16 protein-coding genes and 1 tRNA gene are annotated in these 17103 nt (G+C 70.8%); 5 read left to right on the plus strand and 12 right to left on the minus strand.

Annotated elements, in window-relative coordinates; translation table 11 throughout:
- Positions 1–44 precede the first annotated feature (44 nt).
- The gene (locus ADK60_RS38730; RefSeq protein WP_053651578.1) at positions 45–527 is read left to right on the plus strand and encodes a DUF2269 family protein; all 483 of its coding nucleotides are present in this window, start codon (positions 45–47) and stop codon (positions 525–527) included.
- A gap of 33 nt (positions 528–560) precedes the next feature.
- Positions 561–1391, plus strand: a complete 831-nt coding sequence (locus tag ADK60_RS38735) for an MmyB family transcriptional regulator (RefSeq protein ID WP_053651579.1) — start codon at positions 561–563, stop codon at positions 1389–1391.
- 22 nt (positions 1392–1413) lie between these two features.
- On the opposite strand, the gene ADK60_RS38740 is transcribed toward ADK60_RS38735, so the two are convergent.
- Both ADK60_RS38740 and ADK60_RS38745 read right to left on the minus strand, forming a co-directional pair.
- A complete protein-coding gene (locus ADK60_RS38740; protein ID WP_053651582.1) occupies positions 1414–1833 on the minus strand; it encodes a hypothetical protein in 420 nt (139 codons plus the stop codon).
- Positions 1834–1999: 166 nt separating this feature from the next.
- Positions 2000–3019, minus strand: coding sequence for an Lrp/AsnC family transcriptional regulator (locus ADK60_RS38745; RefSeq protein ID WP_053651584.1), 1020 nt, complete (start codon positions 3017–3019; stop codon positions 2000–2002).
- Positions 3020–3091: 72 nt separating this feature from the next.
- Here ADK60_RS38745 and ADK60_RS45455 point away from each other — a divergent pair, with 72 nt between their 5' ends.
- Complete coding sequence (locus ADK60_RS45455; protein ID WP_159400762.1) at positions 3092–3445, plus strand: hypothetical protein; 354 nt, start codon at positions 3092–3094, stop codon at positions 3443–3445.
- 17 nt (positions 3446–3462) lie between these two features.
- Here the strand turns inward: ADK60_RS45455 and ADK60_RS38755 are convergent, their stop codons facing one another.
- The 5 genes from ADK60_RS38755 to ADK60_RS38775 all read right to left on the minus strand — a co-directional run bounded on the left by ADK60_RS38755 (position 3463) and on the right by ADK60_RS38775 (position 9269).
- Positions 3463–4353, minus strand: coding sequence for an amidohydrolase family protein (locus tag ADK60_RS38755; RefSeq protein WP_053651589.1), 891 nt, complete (start codon positions 4351–4353; stop codon positions 3463–3465).
- Positions 4350–5987, minus strand: a complete 1638-nt coding sequence (locus ADK60_RS38760; RefSeq protein WP_053651591.1) for an acyl-CoA dehydrogenase family protein — start codon at positions 5985–5987, stop codon at positions 4350–4352. Before ADK60_RS38760 ends, ADK60_RS38755 begins: the two co-directional genes overlap by 4 nt.
- Positions 5971–6600 (minus strand): TetR/AcrR family transcriptional regulator, encoded by a 630-nt coding sequence (locus tag ADK60_RS38765; protein WP_053651593.1) that lies wholly within the window; start codon positions 6598–6600, stop codon positions 5971–5973. Before ADK60_RS38765 ends, ADK60_RS38760 begins: the two co-directional genes overlap by 17 nt.
- Positions 6601–6766: 166 nt before the next feature.
- Positions 6767–8248 (minus strand): S28 family serine protease, encoded by a 1482-nt coding sequence (locus tag ADK60_RS38770; RefSeq protein WP_053651595.1) that lies wholly within the window; start codon positions 8246–8248, stop codon positions 6767–6769.
- A gap of 151 nt (positions 8249–8399) precedes the next feature.
- On the minus strand, positions 8400–9269 hold the full coding sequence (locus tag ADK60_RS38775; RefSeq protein WP_045938543.1) for a S1 family peptidase: 870 nt from the start codon (positions 9267–9269) through the stop codon (positions 8400–8402).
- Between the two features lie 166 nt (positions 9270–9435).
- Between ADK60_RS38775 and ADK60_RS38780 the strand changes: the two genes are divergently transcribed.
- Positions 9436–10308 carry a metallophosphoesterase family protein gene (locus ADK60_RS38780; RefSeq protein WP_053651597.1) on the plus strand — a complete coding sequence of 291 codons (873 nt, stop codon included), beginning with the start codon at positions 9436–9438 and terminating at the stop codon, positions 10306–10308.
- Positions 10309–10352: 44 nt separating this feature from the next.
- Here the strand turns inward: ADK60_RS38780 and ADK60_RS38785 are convergent, their stop codons facing one another.
- The 4 genes from ADK60_RS38785 to ADK60_RS42830 all read right to left on the minus strand — a co-directional run bounded on the left by ADK60_RS38785 (position 10353) and on the right by ADK60_RS42830 (position 15551).
- A complete protein-coding gene (locus tag ADK60_RS38785; protein WP_053651608.1) occupies positions 10353–12851 on the minus strand; it encodes an ATP-dependent Clp protease ATP-binding subunit in 2499 nt (832 codons plus the stop codon).
- A 101-nt stretch (positions 12852–12952) separates the two neighbouring features.
- Entirely contained in the window at positions 12953–13303 is a 351-nt protein-coding gene (locus tag ADK60_RS38790) for an MmcQ/YjbR family DNA-binding protein (protein WP_053651610.1), read from the minus strand.
- A 431-nt stretch (positions 13304–13734) separates the two neighbouring features.
- Positions 13735–14349, minus strand: a complete 615-nt coding sequence (locus ADK60_RS45460) for a HEPN domain-containing protein (RefSeq protein ID WP_159400763.1) — start codon at positions 14347–14349, stop codon at positions 13735–13737.
- Positions 14350–14360: 11 nt separating this feature from the next.
- The gene (locus ADK60_RS42830) at positions 14361–15551 is read right to left on the minus strand and encodes a DUF262 domain-containing protein (protein WP_159400764.1); all 1191 of its coding nucleotides are present in this window, start codon (positions 15549–15551) and stop codon (positions 14361–14363) included.
- A gap of 721 nt (positions 15552–16272) precedes the next feature.
- Between ADK60_RS42830 and ADK60_RS38800 the strand changes: the two genes are divergently transcribed.
- A complete protein-coding gene (locus ADK60_RS38800) occupies positions 16273–16857 on the plus strand; it encodes a nuclease-related domain-containing protein (RefSeq protein ID WP_053651602.1) in 585 nt (194 codons plus the stop codon).
- An 89-nt stretch (positions 16858–16946) separates the two neighbouring features.
- On the opposite strand, the gene ADK60_RS38805 is transcribed toward ADK60_RS38800, so the two are convergent.
- Positions 16947–17018, minus strand: a tRNA-Val gene (locus ADK60_RS38805).
- Between the last annotated feature and the right edge of the window lie 85 nt (positions 17019–17103).

The raw sequence follows: 17103 nt of genomic DNA on the forward strand, positions 1-17103 counted from the left end.
GACCGCCGCCGGGCCGCCCCGCTGAATCACAAGGGTTGCCCGCCATGGCCAAGTTCCTGCTGAGCCTGCACGTCCTCGCCTCGGTGCTGTTCATCGGCCCGGTGGCCGTGGCCGTCAGCATGTTCCCGCGCCGGGCGGGCGCCGCGCTGGCCGGCGGGCCCGAGCGGGCGGCCGACGCCGGCATGCTGCGGCAGCTGCACCGGATCACCCAGGTCTACGCGCTGCTCGGGATCGCGGTGCCGGTCCTCGGCATCGGGCTCGCCCAGGTGATGGACGTGCTCGGGCAGTCCTGGCTGATCGCCTCCATGGTGCTGACCGCCGTCGCCGCCCTCGCGCTGCTGCTGTTCGTGCTGCCCGCGCAGCAGGCCGCGGTCGACGCGCTGGCCCTGGAGCCCGGCGCGGAGGAGCACGGCAGGGCCGTCCGCGGGCTGAAGCTGCTGCCGATGACGGCGGGCGTGTTCAACCTGCTCTGGGCGGTCGTGGTGGTGCTGATGGTCGTCCGGCCGGGATCGACCACCGGCGCCTGAGCCCGGACGCGTCAGCAGTAGTACTGTCCGGCCATGACGATCATGGCGGGGATGGGGCCCGGCACCGGGACGGGGATAGGGCCGCTGCTGCGCGGCTGGCGCGAACGGCGGCGGCTCAGCCAACTGCAGCTCGCCCTGCTGGCCGACTCCTCGGCCCGGCACATCAGCTTCGTCGAGAACGGCCGCTCCCGGCCCAGCCAGGACCTCGTGCTCCGGCTCGCCGAGCACCTCGACGTCCCGGTGCGGGAGCGCAACGCGCTGCTGCTGGCCGCCGGCTACGCGCCGCTCTACCCGGAGAAGCGGCTGGACGATCCCTCGATGGCGGCGCTGCGCTCCGGCGTGGAACGACTGCTCGCCGCGCACGACCCGTACCCGGCACTGGTCGTCGACGGGTCCTTCCGGGTGCTCGCGGCGAACCGGGCGCTCGGGCTGCTGCTGGCGGGGGTCGCGCCGCACCTGCTGGAGCCGCCGCTGAACGCGATGCGGATCACCCTGCACCCCGAGGGGCTCGCGGCGCGGATCGTGAACCTGCGGCAGTGGCGGCGGCACCTGCTGGAGCGGATGGAGCGGCAGCTCGGGCTGGTCCGCTCCGCGCCGCTGCGGGCGCTGCTGGAGGAGGTGCGGGCCTACCCGGAGCCCCCGGGCGTGGCGGAGGAGGCCGAGGAGGACCTCACCGAGCTGTTCCCGTTCGCGCTCCCGCTGCGGATCGCGCACGAGGGGCGGGTGCTGTCCTTCCTGTCGACGATCGCGACCTTCAACACGCCGATGGACGTGACCGTCTCCGAGCTGGCCCTGGAGGCCTTCCTCCCGGCCGACACGGAGACGGTCGTGTTCCTCCAGGCCGCCGTGGGGGCGGAGCGGTAGGACCCTTCCGGCGGGCGGGCGGTCAGGCCGGGATCCGGCGGAGGGTGGTGAACTGGAGGACGGCGAAGAGCGCGACGGTGCCGGCCTGCAACGGGATCCAGACGTAACCGGCGGTGGTCGGCTCGAACCACAGCTCCATCGCCACCACGCTGAGCACCGTCCAGCCCAGGTTGATGTCGACCACCGCCCGCACCGCGGTCCGCGACGGCTGCGGACGGGTGGCCAGCAGGCCGACCGCCAGGCCGAACACCGTCAGCACGGCGCCGAGTTCGAGCAGGGTCGAGCGGCCCACCCCCAACAGGTCGCCGAGCGGGCCGGAGAAGGCCAGGTAGGCGAGGCCGTTGCCGCCGCTGACCACGGCGTCGAGGGCGAGGAACCGGCGCAGCGCCGTCCAGGAGGCGGGGGCGGTCCGGCGGGCGGTGGTGACGGTGTGGGCGGACATGGCGGATCGGCCTCCGGCAGTGGGGTGGGATCCCGGTCGGCGCTCCGCCGCCGGGTGGGCACCACTGTGCCGGGCGGGCGGACGGCCGTCGATTACCTCCGAGGTCATACGCCCGCCTCCGGGGTCGTACGCCTGTCTCCGGGGTCGTGCCCCCGCCCCGGCCGGGTCAGGGCCGGGAGGCGCGCGGCCGGACGGCCTCGGCGCCCGGCGGCCGCAGCGGCACGCCCGCGCGCTTGACCGCCCGCGCGACGATCGCCGTCTCGGCGCGGCCCACGCCCAGCGGGCCCAGGGTGTCCGTGACGAACCGGTAGAGGCCGCCGTGGTCCGGGCAGAACACCGCGGCCATCAGATTGGCCGGCCCGCTGGTCGCGAACACACCGTGCACCTGCGGGTGCCGGCCGAGCGCCGCGCCGACGGCCGCGAGCCGGCCCGGCGGCACGTCCAGCCACAGGTTGGCGTCCACCCCGAGCCCCAACAGCCGCGGGTCGACGCTGACATGGGTGCGCAGCAGCCCGGCCCCGTCCAGCCGGTGCAGCCGGCGCCGGACGGTGGACTCGGGGGTGCCGGCCGCCGCCGCCAGCATCGCGTGCGACTGCCGGGCGTCCTCGCCGAGCCGGGCCAGCAGATCGCGGTCCAGCGCGTCCAGCGACACGCCCCCGGCGGCGGGGCGGGCGACCGGGGGTTCGGCGAGCGCGGCCGCCTCCGCCTCCTCCAGATGGCCGGAGCGCCACTGGCCGGCGTCCGCGAAGGCGTGCAGCACGGCGTGGACGGTGGTCTCGGTGACCGCGGCGGTGGCGGGCAGCTGCCCGTGCAGCAGCCGGTCGCGGACACCGGCCCCGGCGAGCATCACCGCGCCGACCTCCTGGCCGCCGAGCATGACGTCGACGAAGGGCACGTCCGGCCGCTCGGCCAGCGCCCGGGCGACGGCGTCGCCCTTGCCCCGCAGCACCCGGATCCGCAGCAGCAGCGCGCCGACCGCCGCGTCCTCGACGTCGGGCATCCGGACCACCCGGACCAGGCCGGTCTGCTGGAGCCGGACGAGCCGGCGGGTGACCGTGCGCGGGGAGACGCCGAGCACCTCGGCGATCCGCCCGGCCCCGGCCCGGCCGTTCACCTGGAGCGCGCAGACCAGCCGGCGGTCCAGGGTGTCCAGCACGGTGTCCGGATCAGCAGCAGCGACGTCCATGGTGTCCGATCTCCGTCGTCCGTCCCGCACCGGACGTCCTGTCCGGGCGCTCCGACGGTACTCCTTGACCACATGACCACGAGGAACGGGAGCGGGACCATGGGCGACACCGAGGTGCGGGAACTGCGGACGCTGCTGCCGGCCGTGGAGGCGGCGGTCCGGGAGGTCGGCGCGCGGCTGGCCGAACAGCGGCCGGCCGAGCCCTGCCCGGAGTTCGGCCTGGCCGGGGCGATGGCGCGGTTCGCCGGGTACGACGGCCCGGCGGCCGCCGAACTCCGGGCGCGGCCAATCTGCTGCCCGGCGCGCTGGTCGCGGCGGAGGCGGGGGCGGCGGTCACGGACGCCGCCGGGGCCGCCTGGACGCCCGCCGCGGACGGCTTCCTGGCCGCCGCGCCGGGCCTCCACGGGCAGGCCCTCCCACTACTGAAGGATCTTGACTGACCGTCAGATGCCGAAGAGGGTGGCTGCATTGTGGTGGCAGACGGCGCGCAGCCAGTCCTCCCCCAGCCCGAGCCGGTCCAGCGCGTCCAGCTGGTGCCCGTACCGGTAGGGGATGTTGGGGAAGTCGCTGCCGAGCAGGACCTTGTCCCCGAGGGCGCGCAGCCGCGACAGCTCGGCGGGCGGGAAGGGGGTCTCCCGTTCGGAGAAGTCGGTGAACGCCATGGTGGTGTCCAGCCGGACGCCGGGGTACCGCTCGGCGAGGTCGAGGAAGTCGGTGTACTCGGGCAGGCCGAGGTGGGCCACCACCAGGACCAGCCGGGGGTGCCGGGCGAGCACCGCGCCGATCGGGCCGGGGCCGGTGTACTTGCCCGGGACGGGTCCGGAGCCGCAGTGGGTGACCACCGGCGTGCCGCTCTCGGCGAGCAGTCCCCAGACCTCGTCGAGCAGTTCGTCCGCCGGGTCGTAGCCGCCGACCTGGAGGTGTGCCTTGAACACCCGGGCGCCGTCGGCCAGCGCCCGGGCCACGTAGCCGGGCGCGCCGGGCTCGGGGTGGAAGGTCGCGGTGTGCAGGCAGTCGGGGGTGCGGGCGGCGAAGTCCGCGGCCCAGGCGTTCAGCCACTCGGCCATCCCCGGCTTGTGCGGGTAGAGCATCGCGGTGAACGCCCGGACGCCGAACTCCCGCATCCGGGCGACTCGTTGCTCCTCCGCCTCGCGGTAGGCGATCGGCCAGGGGCGGCCGGTCAGCGGGCCGGCCGCGTCGAAGTACGCCCACACCTTGTCGAGCACGTTCTTCGGCATGAAGTGGGTGTGGACGTCGATCAGGCCGGGCAGGCCGAGGTGCTGCCAGAAGGCACGCACCCCGGCCGCCTCGGCCTCGGGGTAGGACCTGCTCATGCGGCGGGCACCGGCCGGGCGCGGTCGATGATCGCCGCAGCGTCCGGGCCGGGCGGCAGGGTGCCGAACGCGGCGCCGTGGTCGCCGCCGAGCCGGGAGGCGCAGAACGCGTCGGCGACCGCCGGGTCCCCGTACCGGACCAGCAGCGAGCCCTGGAAGGCCAGCGCCATCGCCTCCACCAGCCGGCGGGTGCGGTACTCCAGCTGGTCGAGGTCGGTGAGCTGCTTGCGCAGCCCGGCGACGGCCGTGTCGAGCCTGCGGTCGGCGCCCGCCGCCGCGTCCAGTTCGCCGAGGAAGGCGTCGACGGTCTCCGGGTGCTTGGCCATGGCGCGCAGCGCGTCCAGGGCGGCGACGTTGCCGGAGCCCTCCCAGATCGAGACCAGCGGCGCCTCCCGGTAGAGCCGGGGCATGCCGGACTCCTCGACGTAGCCGTTGCCGCCCAGGCACTCCAGGGCCTCGGCGGCGTGCGCCGGACCGCGCTTGCAGACCCAGTACTTGGCGACGGCCAGGCCGAGCCGGCGGACCAGCGCCTCCTGCTCGTCCCCGGCGAGGGCGGCGTCGGTGGCCTGGGCGAGCCGCATCGCCACGGTGGTGGCCGCCTCGGACTCCACCACGAGGTCGGCGAGCACATTGCGCATCAGCGGCTGGTCGACCAGCGCCCGGCCGAACGCCCGGCGGTGCAGGGCGTGCTGGACGGCCCGGGTGGCCCCGAGCCGCATCCCGGCGGCGGCACCGATCGTGCAGTCCAGCCGGGTCATGTTGACCATCTCGATGATGGTCCGCACCCCGCGCCCCTCCTCGCCGACCAGCAGTCCGTACGCCTCCTCGTACTCGATCTCGGCGGAGGCGTTGGACTTGTTGCCGAGCTTGTCCTTGAGGCGCTGGAGGCGGAGCCGGTTGCGGCTGCCGTCCGGCAGGACGCGCGGCAGCAGGAAGCAGCTGAGCCCGCCCGGTGCCTGGGCGAGGGTGAGGAAGAGATCGGACATCGGCGCCGAGGTGAACCACTTGTGGCCGGTGAGCCGGTAGCCCCCGTCGGGCTGCGGGACGGCGGTCGTGGTGTTGGTGCGGACGTCCGAGCCGCCCTGCTTCTCGGTCATCGACATGCCGGCGATCAGACCGCGCTTGCCGTGCGGCTCGCGCAGCCCGAAGTCGTACTCGGTGGCGGCGAGCAGCGGTTCGAACTCGGCGGCCAGCGCGGGGGTGGTACGCAGCGCGGGAACGGCGGCGTAGGTCATCGAGACGGGGCAGGTGTGGCCGGCCTCGACCTGGCTCCAGACGTGGAACTTGGCGGCGCGGGCGGTGTGCGCGCCGGGCCGGTCGTCCCGCCAGGGCGCGGCGTGCAGGCCGTGGCCGACGGCGGTGCGCATCAGCTCGTGCCAGTACGGGTGGAACTCGACCTCGTCGATCCGGTGGCCGAAGCGGTCGTGGGTGCGCAGCACCGGCGGGTGCTCGTTGGCCAGCCGCCCCCACTCGGCGGCCTGCTCGGAGCCGGCCAGCCGGCCGAGGGCGCGCAGTTCGGGCTCGGCCCAGCCGGCGCCGGCCCGGTGCAGGGCGGCGAGCAGCGCGGGGTCGGCGGCGGTGTCGTGCCCGTACGGGGGCGGGGCCTGGTTGGTGACCTCATGCGTCGCTGTCATCGCGTTCTCCAAGCGCTCGGAGGGTGAAGGAGACGAGGGCGGGGACCACGGCGTCGGGGGCGGCCCCGGGGCCGTGCGGGGGTACCGCGGCGAGCGGGCCGGTGAGGGCCTCGGCGGTCGCGCCGACGATCGCGGCGGCGGTCAGCTGCGGGTCCTGGGGCGGCAGCCGCCCGGCGGCGAGCGCGCTGGCGATCTCGGCGGCGAGCACATCGCGGAAGGTGCGGCGGAAGACCAGGCGCTCGGCGTCCACCACGGTGTCGGCCGGTTCGACCAGCAGCGCGTGGGCGAGCCGGGGGGCGCGCAGGGCTCGGGCGGCGAAGGTCTCCACGACGGCCGCGATCCGGTCCCGGGGGGTGTCGTGCCGGGCGACGGCCTCGTGCACGGCGGCCACCTCCCGGGTGACCACCCGGCGGAAGAGCTCGACCGAGAGTTCGGCCTTGTTGGCGAAGTGCCCGTACATCGAGCCGGTGGCAATACCGGCCCGCTCGGCCACCGCGGCCATGCTGCAGCCGCCGTAGCCGCGCTCGGCGAGCAGGCCGACCGCGGCCTGGAGCACCGCCTCGCGCTGGGCGTCCAGGCGGGCTTGCACGGCGGGGGTGCGACGGTAGGCCATGGAAGTATTGAAGCACTGATTCAGTGCTTCGGGGAGGCGTCGGACACCTTCGGGTCGCGGCGGGCCCGGGCCTCCGGGAACGGCGGAGGGCCGCCCGTCACCGGGCGGCCCTCGCTTCGTACGGTCCCGCGAGCGCGGGCGGTCCCGCAGGCGCGGGCGGTCCGGACTACAGCCGGACGCGGTCCTGCTTCAGCCCCTCGACGTCCAGCGGGCCGATCGGCGGCACCTGGTACTGCCCGGTCAGCGCGCGGGCCGAGGCGTCCGCGCCGAGGCCGGCCCACTCCAGCACCTTCGCGGTGGCCGCCGCCGACTCGTCGGCCGGCAGCTTGGCGATGTTGGAGCCGTGGTTGCCCCCCGGCACCGTGTAGACGTAGCTGTCCTCACTGCCCCACCCGAGCCGGAACGGCTCGGCGCCCCACGGGTCGTTCTGGCCGTAGACGTAGATGATCCGCTCGGCCGAGTTCCGCACCCAGCGGTCGATGTCGCGCATCGCGGACGGGTCGAAGCGCATCGGGATGGAACGCGGCACATAGGTGCGCGGCGCGTACAGCTCCTTGTAGTCGTAGTGCAGCAGGCCCTTGAGGGCCGAGACGTCGAAGGAGGGCGAGCCCAGCTCGGTACCGGCCTGGTAGTAGTACGCGGTGTACCCGGCGAGCGACTGGTCGCTGTTGCCGGTGATGCCGGACTGCGTGTCGAGCCAGGCGTACAGCGCGTCGTCGGTGCCGGCGGCGCCCGGGACGTTCACGCAGTCGGCCGCCAGGCTGTACTGCCAGAACGCCCAGACCGAGTCCAGCACGGCCAGCTCGTACGCCTTGTCGGCGCTGCCGATGGTGGTGAAGGTGGAGCCGGCGGCGGCGTTGTCGGCGGCGTAGCGGGGCTCCAGCCGGTCGCGGCGGGCCAGCAGTTCACGCTGGGTAGCGGTCAGCGCGGCCCGGCACTCCGGGGTCCCGACGTTGCGGAAGAACCGGCTGTACGCGGAGTCCTCGCGCTCGTCGACGTCGTTCGGGGCGACGTAGGCGATGGTGCCGGCCACGTCGTCCGGGAAGTAGCGCCGGTGGTAGGTGGAGGACATGCCGCCCTTGGAGGCGCCGGTGGAGAGCCACTCCTGGTGGTAGATCCGCTTCAGCGCGGTGATCAGCCGGTGCGCGTCGGTGGCCGCCTGCTTGATGCCGGCCTTGCTCCAGTCGGCGGGCTCGGGGCGGGACGGCGTGAAGTAGCGGTACTCGATGGAGACCTGGTTGCCGTCGACCAGCCGGGCCGGCTCGGTGCGGGAGGGCGTGGTGCGCAGCGTGTAGCCGTTGGTGTAGAACACGGTCGGCCGGTCGTAGCCCTTGTGCAGCACGCTCAGCCGCTGCTGGAAGGTGCCCAGCCAGGGGCGGGCGTGGTCGATCGGCTGGGTGTAGGTGAGCAGGAAGTAGCGGTGGCCGGTGGTGGTGGGCTGCTCCTCGGTGACGGTCATGCCGGGGATCCCGGCCAGCCGGTCCTTGATGTCGGCCGACGGGTCGTCGGCGACCGAGGACGCGACGCCCTCGGCGCCGGCGGTGCCGGTCGTCCCGGCGCTCCGGGCGAGCGCCGTCGGGGCGAGGCCGAGGCCGAGCAGCGGTATCAGCAGAACGGCGACCAGCAGCCTTCTGATCGTGGTGGTCATCAACTCTCCATCGGGTCAACGGAACTGTGCGGTGTTCTGGTCCGAACTCTCCGGCAGTCGGCGCGCCGCCGCCGGGCGGACCGGCCGTCCGGTAGACGGCCGAATGGGCCACCCGCCGGTCGCGGATGGCCCATCGGGGAAAAAGTGCCGGTCAGGGGCGCGGCAGGGTGCAGCCGGCCCTGGTGAGGTCGAGCTTGTTCCCGGCGCCGAAGCAGGCGGGGATGATGTACGTCTCCTGGGCGTAGCCGATGCCCCGGCGGACGGTCACCGCGCCGTTCTGGTCCACCTCGCACGGGTTGTTCAGCGTGCAGCGCTGGCCGTCCTCGTTGATGGTGTTGTTCACCGCGACGACCTGCCCGCTGTTGGCGTCGACCACCGGGGAGCCGGAGGTGCCGCCGATGACGTTGCAGGTGGAGGTGTAGCGGAGGGAGTCCTTGAAGGTCCAGTCCGCTTCCTTGAGCCGGTAGGCGAAGCCGTCGGCCGAGCAGGAGTAGATCTTCTTCCAGTACCCGGACACGACCTTGATCGAGCTGCCCTGGACGGGGTGGGTGGCCGCGACGGTCAGCGGGGCGATGCCGTAGCGCGACTGGATCGCGGCATAGGTGGTGTTCAGCTGGTAGATCGACACATCGGTGTCGGTCATGGTGCCGTAGACCATCTTGCTGGCCTTCACCGTGCCGAGCGATCCGCCGCTCGCGTTGAGCAGGGTGAAGCTGCGGCTGGAGGCCTGGTTGGTGACCACCTGGCCGGGGCCGGGCATGCCGGACTCCAGGCAGTGGCCGTTGGAGAGCACCAGGGCCGGGTCGTTGGCGGTCGAGGCGGGGAACCGGACCAGCGAACCGGAACAGTTGCTCAGCGCCACCGTCCCGGCGAACGTGACGGCGGCGGCCTTCCCGGCCTGCGGCGACGTCGCGGTCGTACTCGTGCCGGCGGTGGACGCGGTCGCGGCGGGGGCGCCCGCCAGGGCGGTCGCCCCGGCGAACAGGAGCGCGGCGGCCGTGCCTATGAGCGGCTTCTTCATGAGAGACCTCTCGGTGTGTATCGGCGTGGGGGTGCCCCAAAGCTGGCGCGGACATGACGCCCTGTCAAGGGTCCTGTCGCCGCAGCCCGGACCAGAGGGCCGTGTTCCGGCCGCCCGACCCCGGTACTGTGGCCGGGACGGCAGGAAGACCATCTGGGGGGCTGACATGACCGGCGACCACCGCACCGACGACACACGACGCGGACCGACCGGAGGCCGGCTGCTCGCGGTCAGCGACCTGCACGTCTCCTACCAGCAGAACCGCGACCTGGTGGAGCAGTTGCGCCCGGGCTCGCCCGACGACTGGCTGATCGTGGCCGGCGACGTGTCCGAGTCCACCACCACCATCCGCTGGGCCCTGGGCCTGCTGGCCGAACGCTTCGCCAAGGTCGTCTGGGCGCCCGGCAACCACGAGCTGTGGACCCACCCCAACGACCCGGTCCAGGTGCGCGGCGTCGAGCGCTACCAGCACCTGGTGGACATGTGCCGCGAGCTCGGCGTGGTGACCCCCGAGGACCCGTACCCGGTGTGGACCGGCGCGGGCGGCCCGGTCGCGGTCGCCCCGCTGTTCCTGCTCTACGACTACACCTTCCGGGCCCCCGGCACCTCCACCAAGGAGGAGTCCCTGGCCGCCGCCTACGAGACCGGCGTGGTCTGCGCGGACGAGCGCTTCCTGCACCCCGACCCGTACCCCGACCGCGACTCCTGGTGCCGCGAGCGCGTCCGGCTGACCGAGAAGCGCCTCGTCGAGCACGACCCCGAACTGCCGCTGGTCCTGGTCAACCACTACCCGCTGGTCCGCCAGCCCACCGAGATCCTCTGGTACCCCGAGTTCGCCCAGTGGTGCGGCACCGAGCTGACCGCGGACTGGCACCGCCGGTTCAACACCGCCACGATGATCTACGGGCACCTGCACATCCCCCGGCGGACCAGCTACGACGGGGTGCCGTTCGAGGAGGTGTCGCTCGGCTACCCGCGCGAGTGGGGGCGGCGCGGCCTGCCGGACCCGCTGCTGCGCGAGGTGTTCCCTGACGCGTGAGGCGGCGCGCGCCGGGGTGTCCGTCCCCCGGCGCGCCTCCTCCGCTACTCCGGTTCGCCCTCCGCCACCGGCTCAGGACGCGCCAGCTTCACCGTCAGCTGCCCGTCCGACACCTCCGCGACCAGCGTGTCCCCCTCCCGGACCGTGCCGTCCAGCAGCAGGTCCGAGATCCGGTTGTCCAGCTCCTGCTGGATGGTGCGGCGCAGCGGCCGGGCCCCGAACGCCGGCTGGTAGCCGAGGTTCACCAGCAGCTCCTTGGCCCCGTCGGTCACCTCCAGGTCGACGTCCTGGGCCTTCAGCCGGCGCCGGGTGCGGTCCAGCATCAGGTCCACCACCTGCAGCAGGTCCTTGCGGGTGAGCGCGTGGAAGACGATCACCTCGTCGATCCGGTTGAGGAACTCCGGCCGGAACTGCGAGCGCAGGTCCCGCATCAGGTCGTCCCGGATCTCGTCGACATCGCCCGCGTGGTCGAGGATCCGCTGCGAGCCGATGTTGCTCGTCATGATCAGCACGGTGTTGCGGAAGTCGACCGTACGCCCCTGGGCGTCCGTCAGCCGGCCGTCGTCCAGCACCTGGAGCAGCAGGTTGAAGACGTCCGGGTGGGCCTTCTCCACCTCGTCGAAGAGCAGCACACTGTACGGCTTGCGGCGGACCGCCTCGGTGAGCTGGCCGGCCTCGTCGTAGCCGACGTACCCGGGCGGGGAGCCGACCAGCCGGGAGACGGTGTGCTTCTCCTGGAACTCGCTCATGTCGAAGCGGATCATCCGGTCCGGGTCGCCGAACAGCAGCGCGGCCAGCGCCTTGGCCAGCTCGGTCTTGCCGACACCGGTCGGGCCGAGGAACAGGAAGGAGCCGGTCGGGCGGTCCGGATCGCCCATCCCGGCCCGGCCGCGACGGACCGCCTGGGCCACCGCGGTGACCGCCCGGTCCTGCCCGATCACCTTCTCGTGCAGGTGCTCCTCCAGCCGGAGCAGCCGCTCCCGCTCGGTCGCGTTCAACTCGGCGACCGGGATCCCGGTCCGGCCCGAGAGCACCTGCGCGATGTCGTCCGCGGTGACCGCCACGACCTCCTCGCGGGCCTCGGCGACCGCCGCCAGCTCGTCCTCGGTCTGCCGCAGCTCGGTCTTCAGATTGGCGGCCCGGACGAACTCCTCGTCCGCCACCGCCTCCTCCAACTCCCGGCGCAGCTTGGTGATCCGGTCCCGCACCGGCATCGCGACCGTGGAACCGCCCAGGCCGCGCAGCCGCACCCGCGCACCGGCCTGGTCCAGCAGGTCGATCGCCTTGTCCGGCAGGAAGCGGTCGCTGACGTAGCGGTCCGACAGGGTCGCCGCCGCGTCCAGCGCCTCGTCCGTGAACCGCACCTGGTGGTGCGCCTCGTAGGCGTCGCGCAGGCCCCGGAGGATCTCGACCGTCTCCTCCACCGTCGGCTCGGGCACCAGCACCGGCTGGAAGCGGCGCTCCAGCGCGGCGTCCTTCTCCACGTACCGGCGGTACTCGTCCAGGGTGGTCGCCCCGACCACGCTCAACTCACCGCGGGCCAGGGCCGGCTTCAGGATGTTGCCCGCGTCCATCGACCCCTCTCCCCCGCCGCCCGCGCCGACCACGGTGTGCAGCTCGTCGAGGAACAGGATCACGCTCTGCTCGGCCGCCGTGACCTCGTCGATCACGTTCTTCAACCGCTCCTCGAACTCGCCCCGGTACTTGGAACCGGCCACCAGCGCGGTCAGGTCGAGCGTGACGACCCGCTTGTCCTTGAGGATCTGCGGCACGTCCCCCGACACGATCCGCTGCGCCAGCCCCTCCACGATCGCCGTCTTGCCGACCCCCGGCTCACCGATCAGCACCGGGTTGTTCTTGGTCCGGCGGGACAGGATCTCGACGGTCTGCTCGATCTCCTGGGCCCGGCCGACGACCGCGTCCAGCCGTCCCGCCCGCGCCTCCTCGGTGAGGTCGCGCCCGTACTCGTCCAGCGTCGGCGTCGCACTCGGCTGCCCACCACCGCTGCCACCGGCCGCGCCCCGCCCGTCCAGCACCGTGCGCAGCGCGTCCTGCGACGGCGCCGCGTTGCGCACCGCCGCCCCCGCCCCCGACCGCTCCTCCTCCAGCAGCGCGCCGAGGATGTGCTCCGGCCCGATGTACGAGGCCCCCGCCGCCTGCGACCGCGCGTGCGCCGCCAGCAGCGCCCGCTTGGCCGCCGGTGTCAGCCCCGGCCGCCCCTCCTCCCCCGATGCCTGCACCCCGGACGGCAGCGCCTTGTCCAGATCCCCCGCCAACCGGTCCGGATCCACCCCCGCCCGCTCCAGCATCCGCCGCGACGGATCCACCCGGGTGGCCGCCCACATCAGATGCCCGGTGTCGAGATCACTCCCCCCACCCTCGGCCGCCCGCCGAGCCCCCGCCGCGAGCAACTCCTGCGCCGACTCACTCAACAGCCGCCCGATCGGCACCCGCTGCACCGCGGGCGGCGAGGCCAACGGGCTCATCCCGAAGAACCGGCTGAGCAGATCCGAAAACGGGTCGTTCGACCCGAACGGCGGCATGGTCACGGAGGATCACCTCTCCCAAGCGTTGTGCGCCCACCAAAACACACCCCACCCCACCCCGCCTCCCGACCACAGCACCCGGCTGACCCCGTCTCCCGTCAGCCCCGCTGCAGCAGCAACCGCTCCCGCGCCGCCCTCGGCATCCCCGCCACCACCCGCTCCCAGGAGTGCTCCACCATCTCCCGCAACTCCTCGTCCGGGACGGTCGAATCCAGCACGACCGTGATCCAGTGCCGCTTGTTCATGTGATACCCGGGCCCCACCGCCGCGTACTGCCCCCTCAGATGCACCGCCAGCCCCGGCTCACACTTCAGCGTCACCCGCTCCTCCCCCAGCACCGCGAACACCTTCCCCTCCACCTTCAACACCGTCACCCCCGGCCCGAACGCCTCGTCGTCCGTCACCCCCGGCAACCCCGAAGCAACCTCGAACAACTCCTCCGCCACCATCCGCTTCCCCTTCTCGCCCACCCCAGCAGGCCGATCACGAAACCGTACGCTCCGCACCGACCCCGACAGGGCAAAAGCGCGCGCCCGCCGCCATCCGCGGGCGCGCCATCACCACTTACCAGCAGGCGCCCAGAAAACCATCAAGGGCCAGTCCGGGAGGATCCTGCCTCCGAACTGGCCCTTCTCCGCTGTGGACTCGGACGGTTTCGAACTGCCGACATCTGCTTGGCAAGAGTGGCGCCCGACTGCTCACCCTGACCTGCACCCCACCCACCCTGCCCAGTCCCCGGCCGTCACCGCGCCAGCGCGCTTGGGGCACCCTCCTGGCCGTCCGCCAAGATGCGCACCCGTTCTAGTGCAGTAAGACACTCGGTTCGACTGCCAGCAGCGGCGTCAGGCTGCAGCGCAGCTCGGTGCGCTGCAGCCTGGGCTTAATTTCCAGAGCACAGATAGTTGTTGAGTTGATGCGCCAGATTGATGACATCTTCGACCCAAACGATAGCTTGACTAGCATAGACGGTTTCGCTAGCAGCTTGATTTCGAGACGAAGTGTGAGCCATGCGACCCCGCTTGCCGCCAAGTGTATTCAACGTGACAAAGAGCTGCTCGCACGAATTTGAAAGCCTTTCCCCGTGGACTCCGAGCGGCTTGGCGAGGGCGCCTACATTCGACTCCTTGAGTCCGTGATTTGTATTGATCACCTTTGAGATATAAAGATTCTTGGCAGTCGTGCAGATTTGGCGCGTCGGGAACCTGTTTCCAGCACCTTGGCCAATCAAGTCCGAAGAGAAGTGCAGCGCCAGCTTGACGAAGCAATGAGGCACCGTCGCATCCGTGATCTCTTTTTCTCGATTCTCGACATATTCACGGAAGAGGTTCTCGACAAATTCTTCGATGTGTGCATGCGAGAGGATTACGAAGGAGGATATCAGCAGCTCTTGGCGGCGAGTCAGGTCATCGGGGGCCTTTACTCGAAGGACATCATCGGGCAGCAATGAAGACTTCAGCTCGGCTATATCGTTCTTCAGTTCGTCGAGGAGGTCCAAGATCGCGCCCCCTAGCTGCCGAGGCAGGTAGGACGAGGAATGGGAACCCCTAGCACTCCTCCGAGCGCATTTGCCCAGATTTCAAAGCGACTACTGGTGGCATCAATACTCTTCGTGGTGCTTGTGATGGCCGCAATGAACTTGTCATTTTCTACACAAACATCCTTGAAAGCCTTCAATACTTCATGCTTTCGGCCCAGTGCGGCATCCCTGACACGCTCATCTGCAAGGGCGTGGATCTGCACGTCGAACACCGCGCGATTCAGCGAGCGCTCCCAGCGGACGCCGGACCACTTGTGGCAAGCCCCTGAGTCGCTGAAGATTTGTCGGGCCGCGTCGATAGCGCGCTCCATTTCGGACAGTTGCCCCCTGATCAGTTCGGACTTCGATGACCAGTTCCTGTTGAGATAGATGCAGGTCTTGTCTAGAAAATCCTTCAAATTTCCCTTGTAGGGGACGAAGTCGTTCTGGAACCCGAAGTAGCGAACGAGCATTTCTGCATCGATCATCCTTCTATCTGGACCCTTATTTCCAAGAAGGTGCTGCAGACCAGGGCTGATGCCGGACTGCTCGTCGACAAAATTGACGAAGGATCCCGGAACCAACGCTTGGCGCAATTCCTGAGGCGAGAGAGGAACGCTCCCCGTATTCAGTCGCAAGAATAGCGTATAGAGGAAGTCTTCGGACTCCCACCCCTTGATTGTTACCGTGCGAATTGTGTGATTCTCGAAGGCGTCAAACAGATCGGACCGCTCATCCTCAAGCCTCTTGATGTCGAATCCTCGAACACTGTCAAGGATCGATGTGCCAGTGATCTTAAAGGGCTCAAAGTCGGCATCAATTTCTTGCCTCTGGCCGGAGTAGAACTGGCGAAGGGCGAGGAGCCTCTGCTTTCCATCAATTACGAAGTAGTGGCCGGCGCGATCAGGCTTTTCCGCGAGGACGATCTGCGGGATCGGGTATGACAGAATAGCCGATTCGACAAATCGACTCTTTGTCGGATTGGTCCATGCCGCGCGACGTTGGAATGCGGGATTCAGGTCAATTCTTCCCTTTCGCATCTGTGTCACGATTGTTTCGATCGTCCAGTCCGTGGCCGACACACTGGCACGCGCGGCGGTCAGGCGTTCTATAACGTCTTCTTCGCTCTCGCCTGATTCCGGATCGACGGGGAGCATTCCCTCTGCGTACTGGCTGGTCACGTCCGCCTCCAAGATCGTGGATGACCAGGGTAGGGGATCACAGGTCGACTTGTCCGGGAGACGTGGGTTGTTCAAGGTAGGCAGTGGCTTGCTCCGGGCTGCTCACAACACCTGGGCAATGGAGGGATTTCGGACGATGTCCTGTCCGGTCTGAGGTCGAGCATGATCTGGGGCCGCAAGCAGTTGTGACTCGGCCAGGGCCCTTTGGGCCTGACCGCAAGTTGGCCGAGTGCCCCCGGTCTCGCCCAACCCGGATCCCGGTGTGGAGAGGTGGGCAGAACCGCGGAGCCGCCCCAGCCATGACCGATGGCCTTCTTGCCAGAGTGCGCGCCACGTGCTGATCTCGTCTCAGGGTCGGAGCGGAGGGGGCAACGTGGCGGAACTGACGGTCAACCCGTGGCGGCGGGCGGGCAAGGATCGGCTGTACGTCAATCTGGCCGGTCCCCGTGGCCAGGCCGTCGCGTGGCTGGACTGTCCGACCGGGGTCGTCACGATCACCGATGCCGCCCATGAATCGTCGGCGCTCGATCGGGTCAGGGAGTGGTGCCGGACCTGTGGTCGGGCGATCCCACCGCTGACCGTGGTCCGCAGGATCTCGCCATCCGTCCCACCGCTCGTACCTCCTCGCCCTACCTCTCCGCCGGCGGTGCTGCCCGCCCTGCCGCCGTTCACGGTCGATGACGACCTCGCTTCGAACCGCCCTGGGGAAGGCGTCCGGGGCATGATCCAGGCTGATCGGAGCAAGCGGACGTGGCTGGTGCGCGTGGCGGCCAAGCTCTCGGGCGACGACCTCACCCGCTCCGAGCTCAGCAAGGGGCTCGACGGGGAGAAACTGGTCGGTGGGCTGCTCGACGGGCTTCGGGCCCACGGCTGGTACGTGCTGCACGCCGTCCCGCTGCCGAGCGGTGCGGACATCGACCACGTGGTGATCGGGCCGCCCGGGGTGTTCACGGTGAACACCAAGCACCACCCCGACGCCACGGTCTGGGTCGGGGACAAGCGGATCACGGTCAACCGCAACAGCTACCCGTACATCGAGAAGTCCAGTCTCGAAGGCAGCAGGACAGCAGAACTCCTGCACCACTGGTGCGGTCTTGCTGTCCCGGTGCACCCGATCATCGCCGTCGTGGGCGCCCGGACGCTGACGCACAAGGGAAAGCCCGATGTCGATGTGGTGGACGGCGCCCGGATCGCGGGTGTCCTCGCCTCCCGCCCTCCGGCTCTCGAAGCCCACCGCGCAGCGGCCGTCTTCGACATCGCGCGCCGCCGAAGCGTCTGGGCCCAGTTCGGTCGCCGTACCGGTTGAGTCACCCGGCCGGAGGGCGAGTGGGAGGCCACAAACGACCAAGGGCCAGTTCGGGAGGACGATGCCTCCGAACTGGCCCTTCTCATCTGTGGGCGCGGACGGTTTCGAACCGCCGACATCTGCTTTGTAAGAGCAGCGCTCTACCACTGAGCTACGCGCCCCCGGTCGGGCGGGTCCCGGGGTGGGGCGCACGACGAGTGCCTAGGGTACCTGGTCCCGGGGGGTGGTGTGGTGCAGGTGGTGGGG

The organism is Streptomyces sp. XY431 (genome assembly GCF_001279805.1).
Lineage (GTDB): Bacteria > Actinomycetota > Actinomycetes > Streptomycetales > Streptomycetaceae > Kitasatospora > Kitasatospora purpeofusca.

Excerpts from the sequence above, each read along its gene's own strand:
- ADK60_RS45455 (WP_159400762.1), top strand. The coding sequence starts at position 3,092 with ATGACCACGAGGAACGGGAGCGGGACCATGGGCGACACCGAGGTGCGG.
- ADK60_RS38790 (WP_053651610.1), bottom strand. The coding sequence starts at position 13,303 with ATGGTGGCGGAGGAGTTGTTCGAGGTTGCTTCGGGGTTGCCGGGGGTG.
- ADK60_RS38785 (WP_053651608.1), bottom strand. The coding sequence starts at position 12,851 with ATGCCGCCGTTCGGGTCGAACGACCCGTTTTCGGATCTGCTCAGCCGG.
- ADK60_RS38740 (WP_053651582.1), bottom strand. The coding sequence starts at position 1,833 with ATGTCCGCCCACACCGTCACCACCGCCCGCCGGACCGCCCCCGCCTCC.
- ADK60_RS38775 (WP_045938543.1), bottom strand. The coding sequence starts at position 9,269 with ATGAAGAAGCCGCTCATAGGCACGGCCGCCGCGCTCCTGTTCGCCGGG.
- ADK60_RS38755 (WP_053651589.1), bottom strand. The coding sequence starts at position 4,353 with ATGAGCAGGTCCTACCCCGAGGCCGAGGCGGCCGGGGTGCGTGCCTTC.
- ADK60_RS38800 (WP_053651602.1), top strand. The coding sequence starts at position 16,273 with ATGATCCAGGCTGATCGGAGCAAGCGGACGTGGCTGGTGCGCGTGGCG.
- ADK60_RS38765 (WP_053651593.1), bottom strand. The coding sequence starts at position 6,600 with ATGGCCTACCGTCGCACCCCCGCCGTGCAAGCCCGCCTGGACGCCCAG.
- ADK60_RS38735 (WP_053651579.1), top strand. The coding sequence starts at position 561 with ATGACGATCATGGCGGGGATGGGGCCCGGCACCGGGACGGGGATAGGG.
- ADK60_RS38760 (WP_053651591.1), bottom strand. The coding sequence starts at position 5,987 with ATGACAGCGACGCATGAGGTCACCAACCAGGCCCCGCCCCCGTACGGG.
- ADK60_RS38745 (WP_053651584.1), bottom strand. The coding sequence starts at position 3,019 with ATGGACGTCGCTGCTGCTGATCCGGACACCGTGCTGGACACCCTGGAC.
- ADK60_RS38780 (WP_053651597.1), top strand. The coding sequence starts at position 9,436 with ATGACCGGCGACCACCGCACCGACGACACACGACGCGGACCGACCGGA.
- ADK60_RS38730 (WP_053651578.1), top strand. The coding sequence starts at position 45 with ATGGCCAAGTTCCTGCTGAGCCTGCACGTCCTCGCCTCGGTGCTGTTC.
- ADK60_RS38770 (WP_053651595.1), bottom strand. The coding sequence starts at position 8,248 with ATGACCACCACGATCAGAAGGCTGCTGGTCGCCGTTCTGCTGATACCG.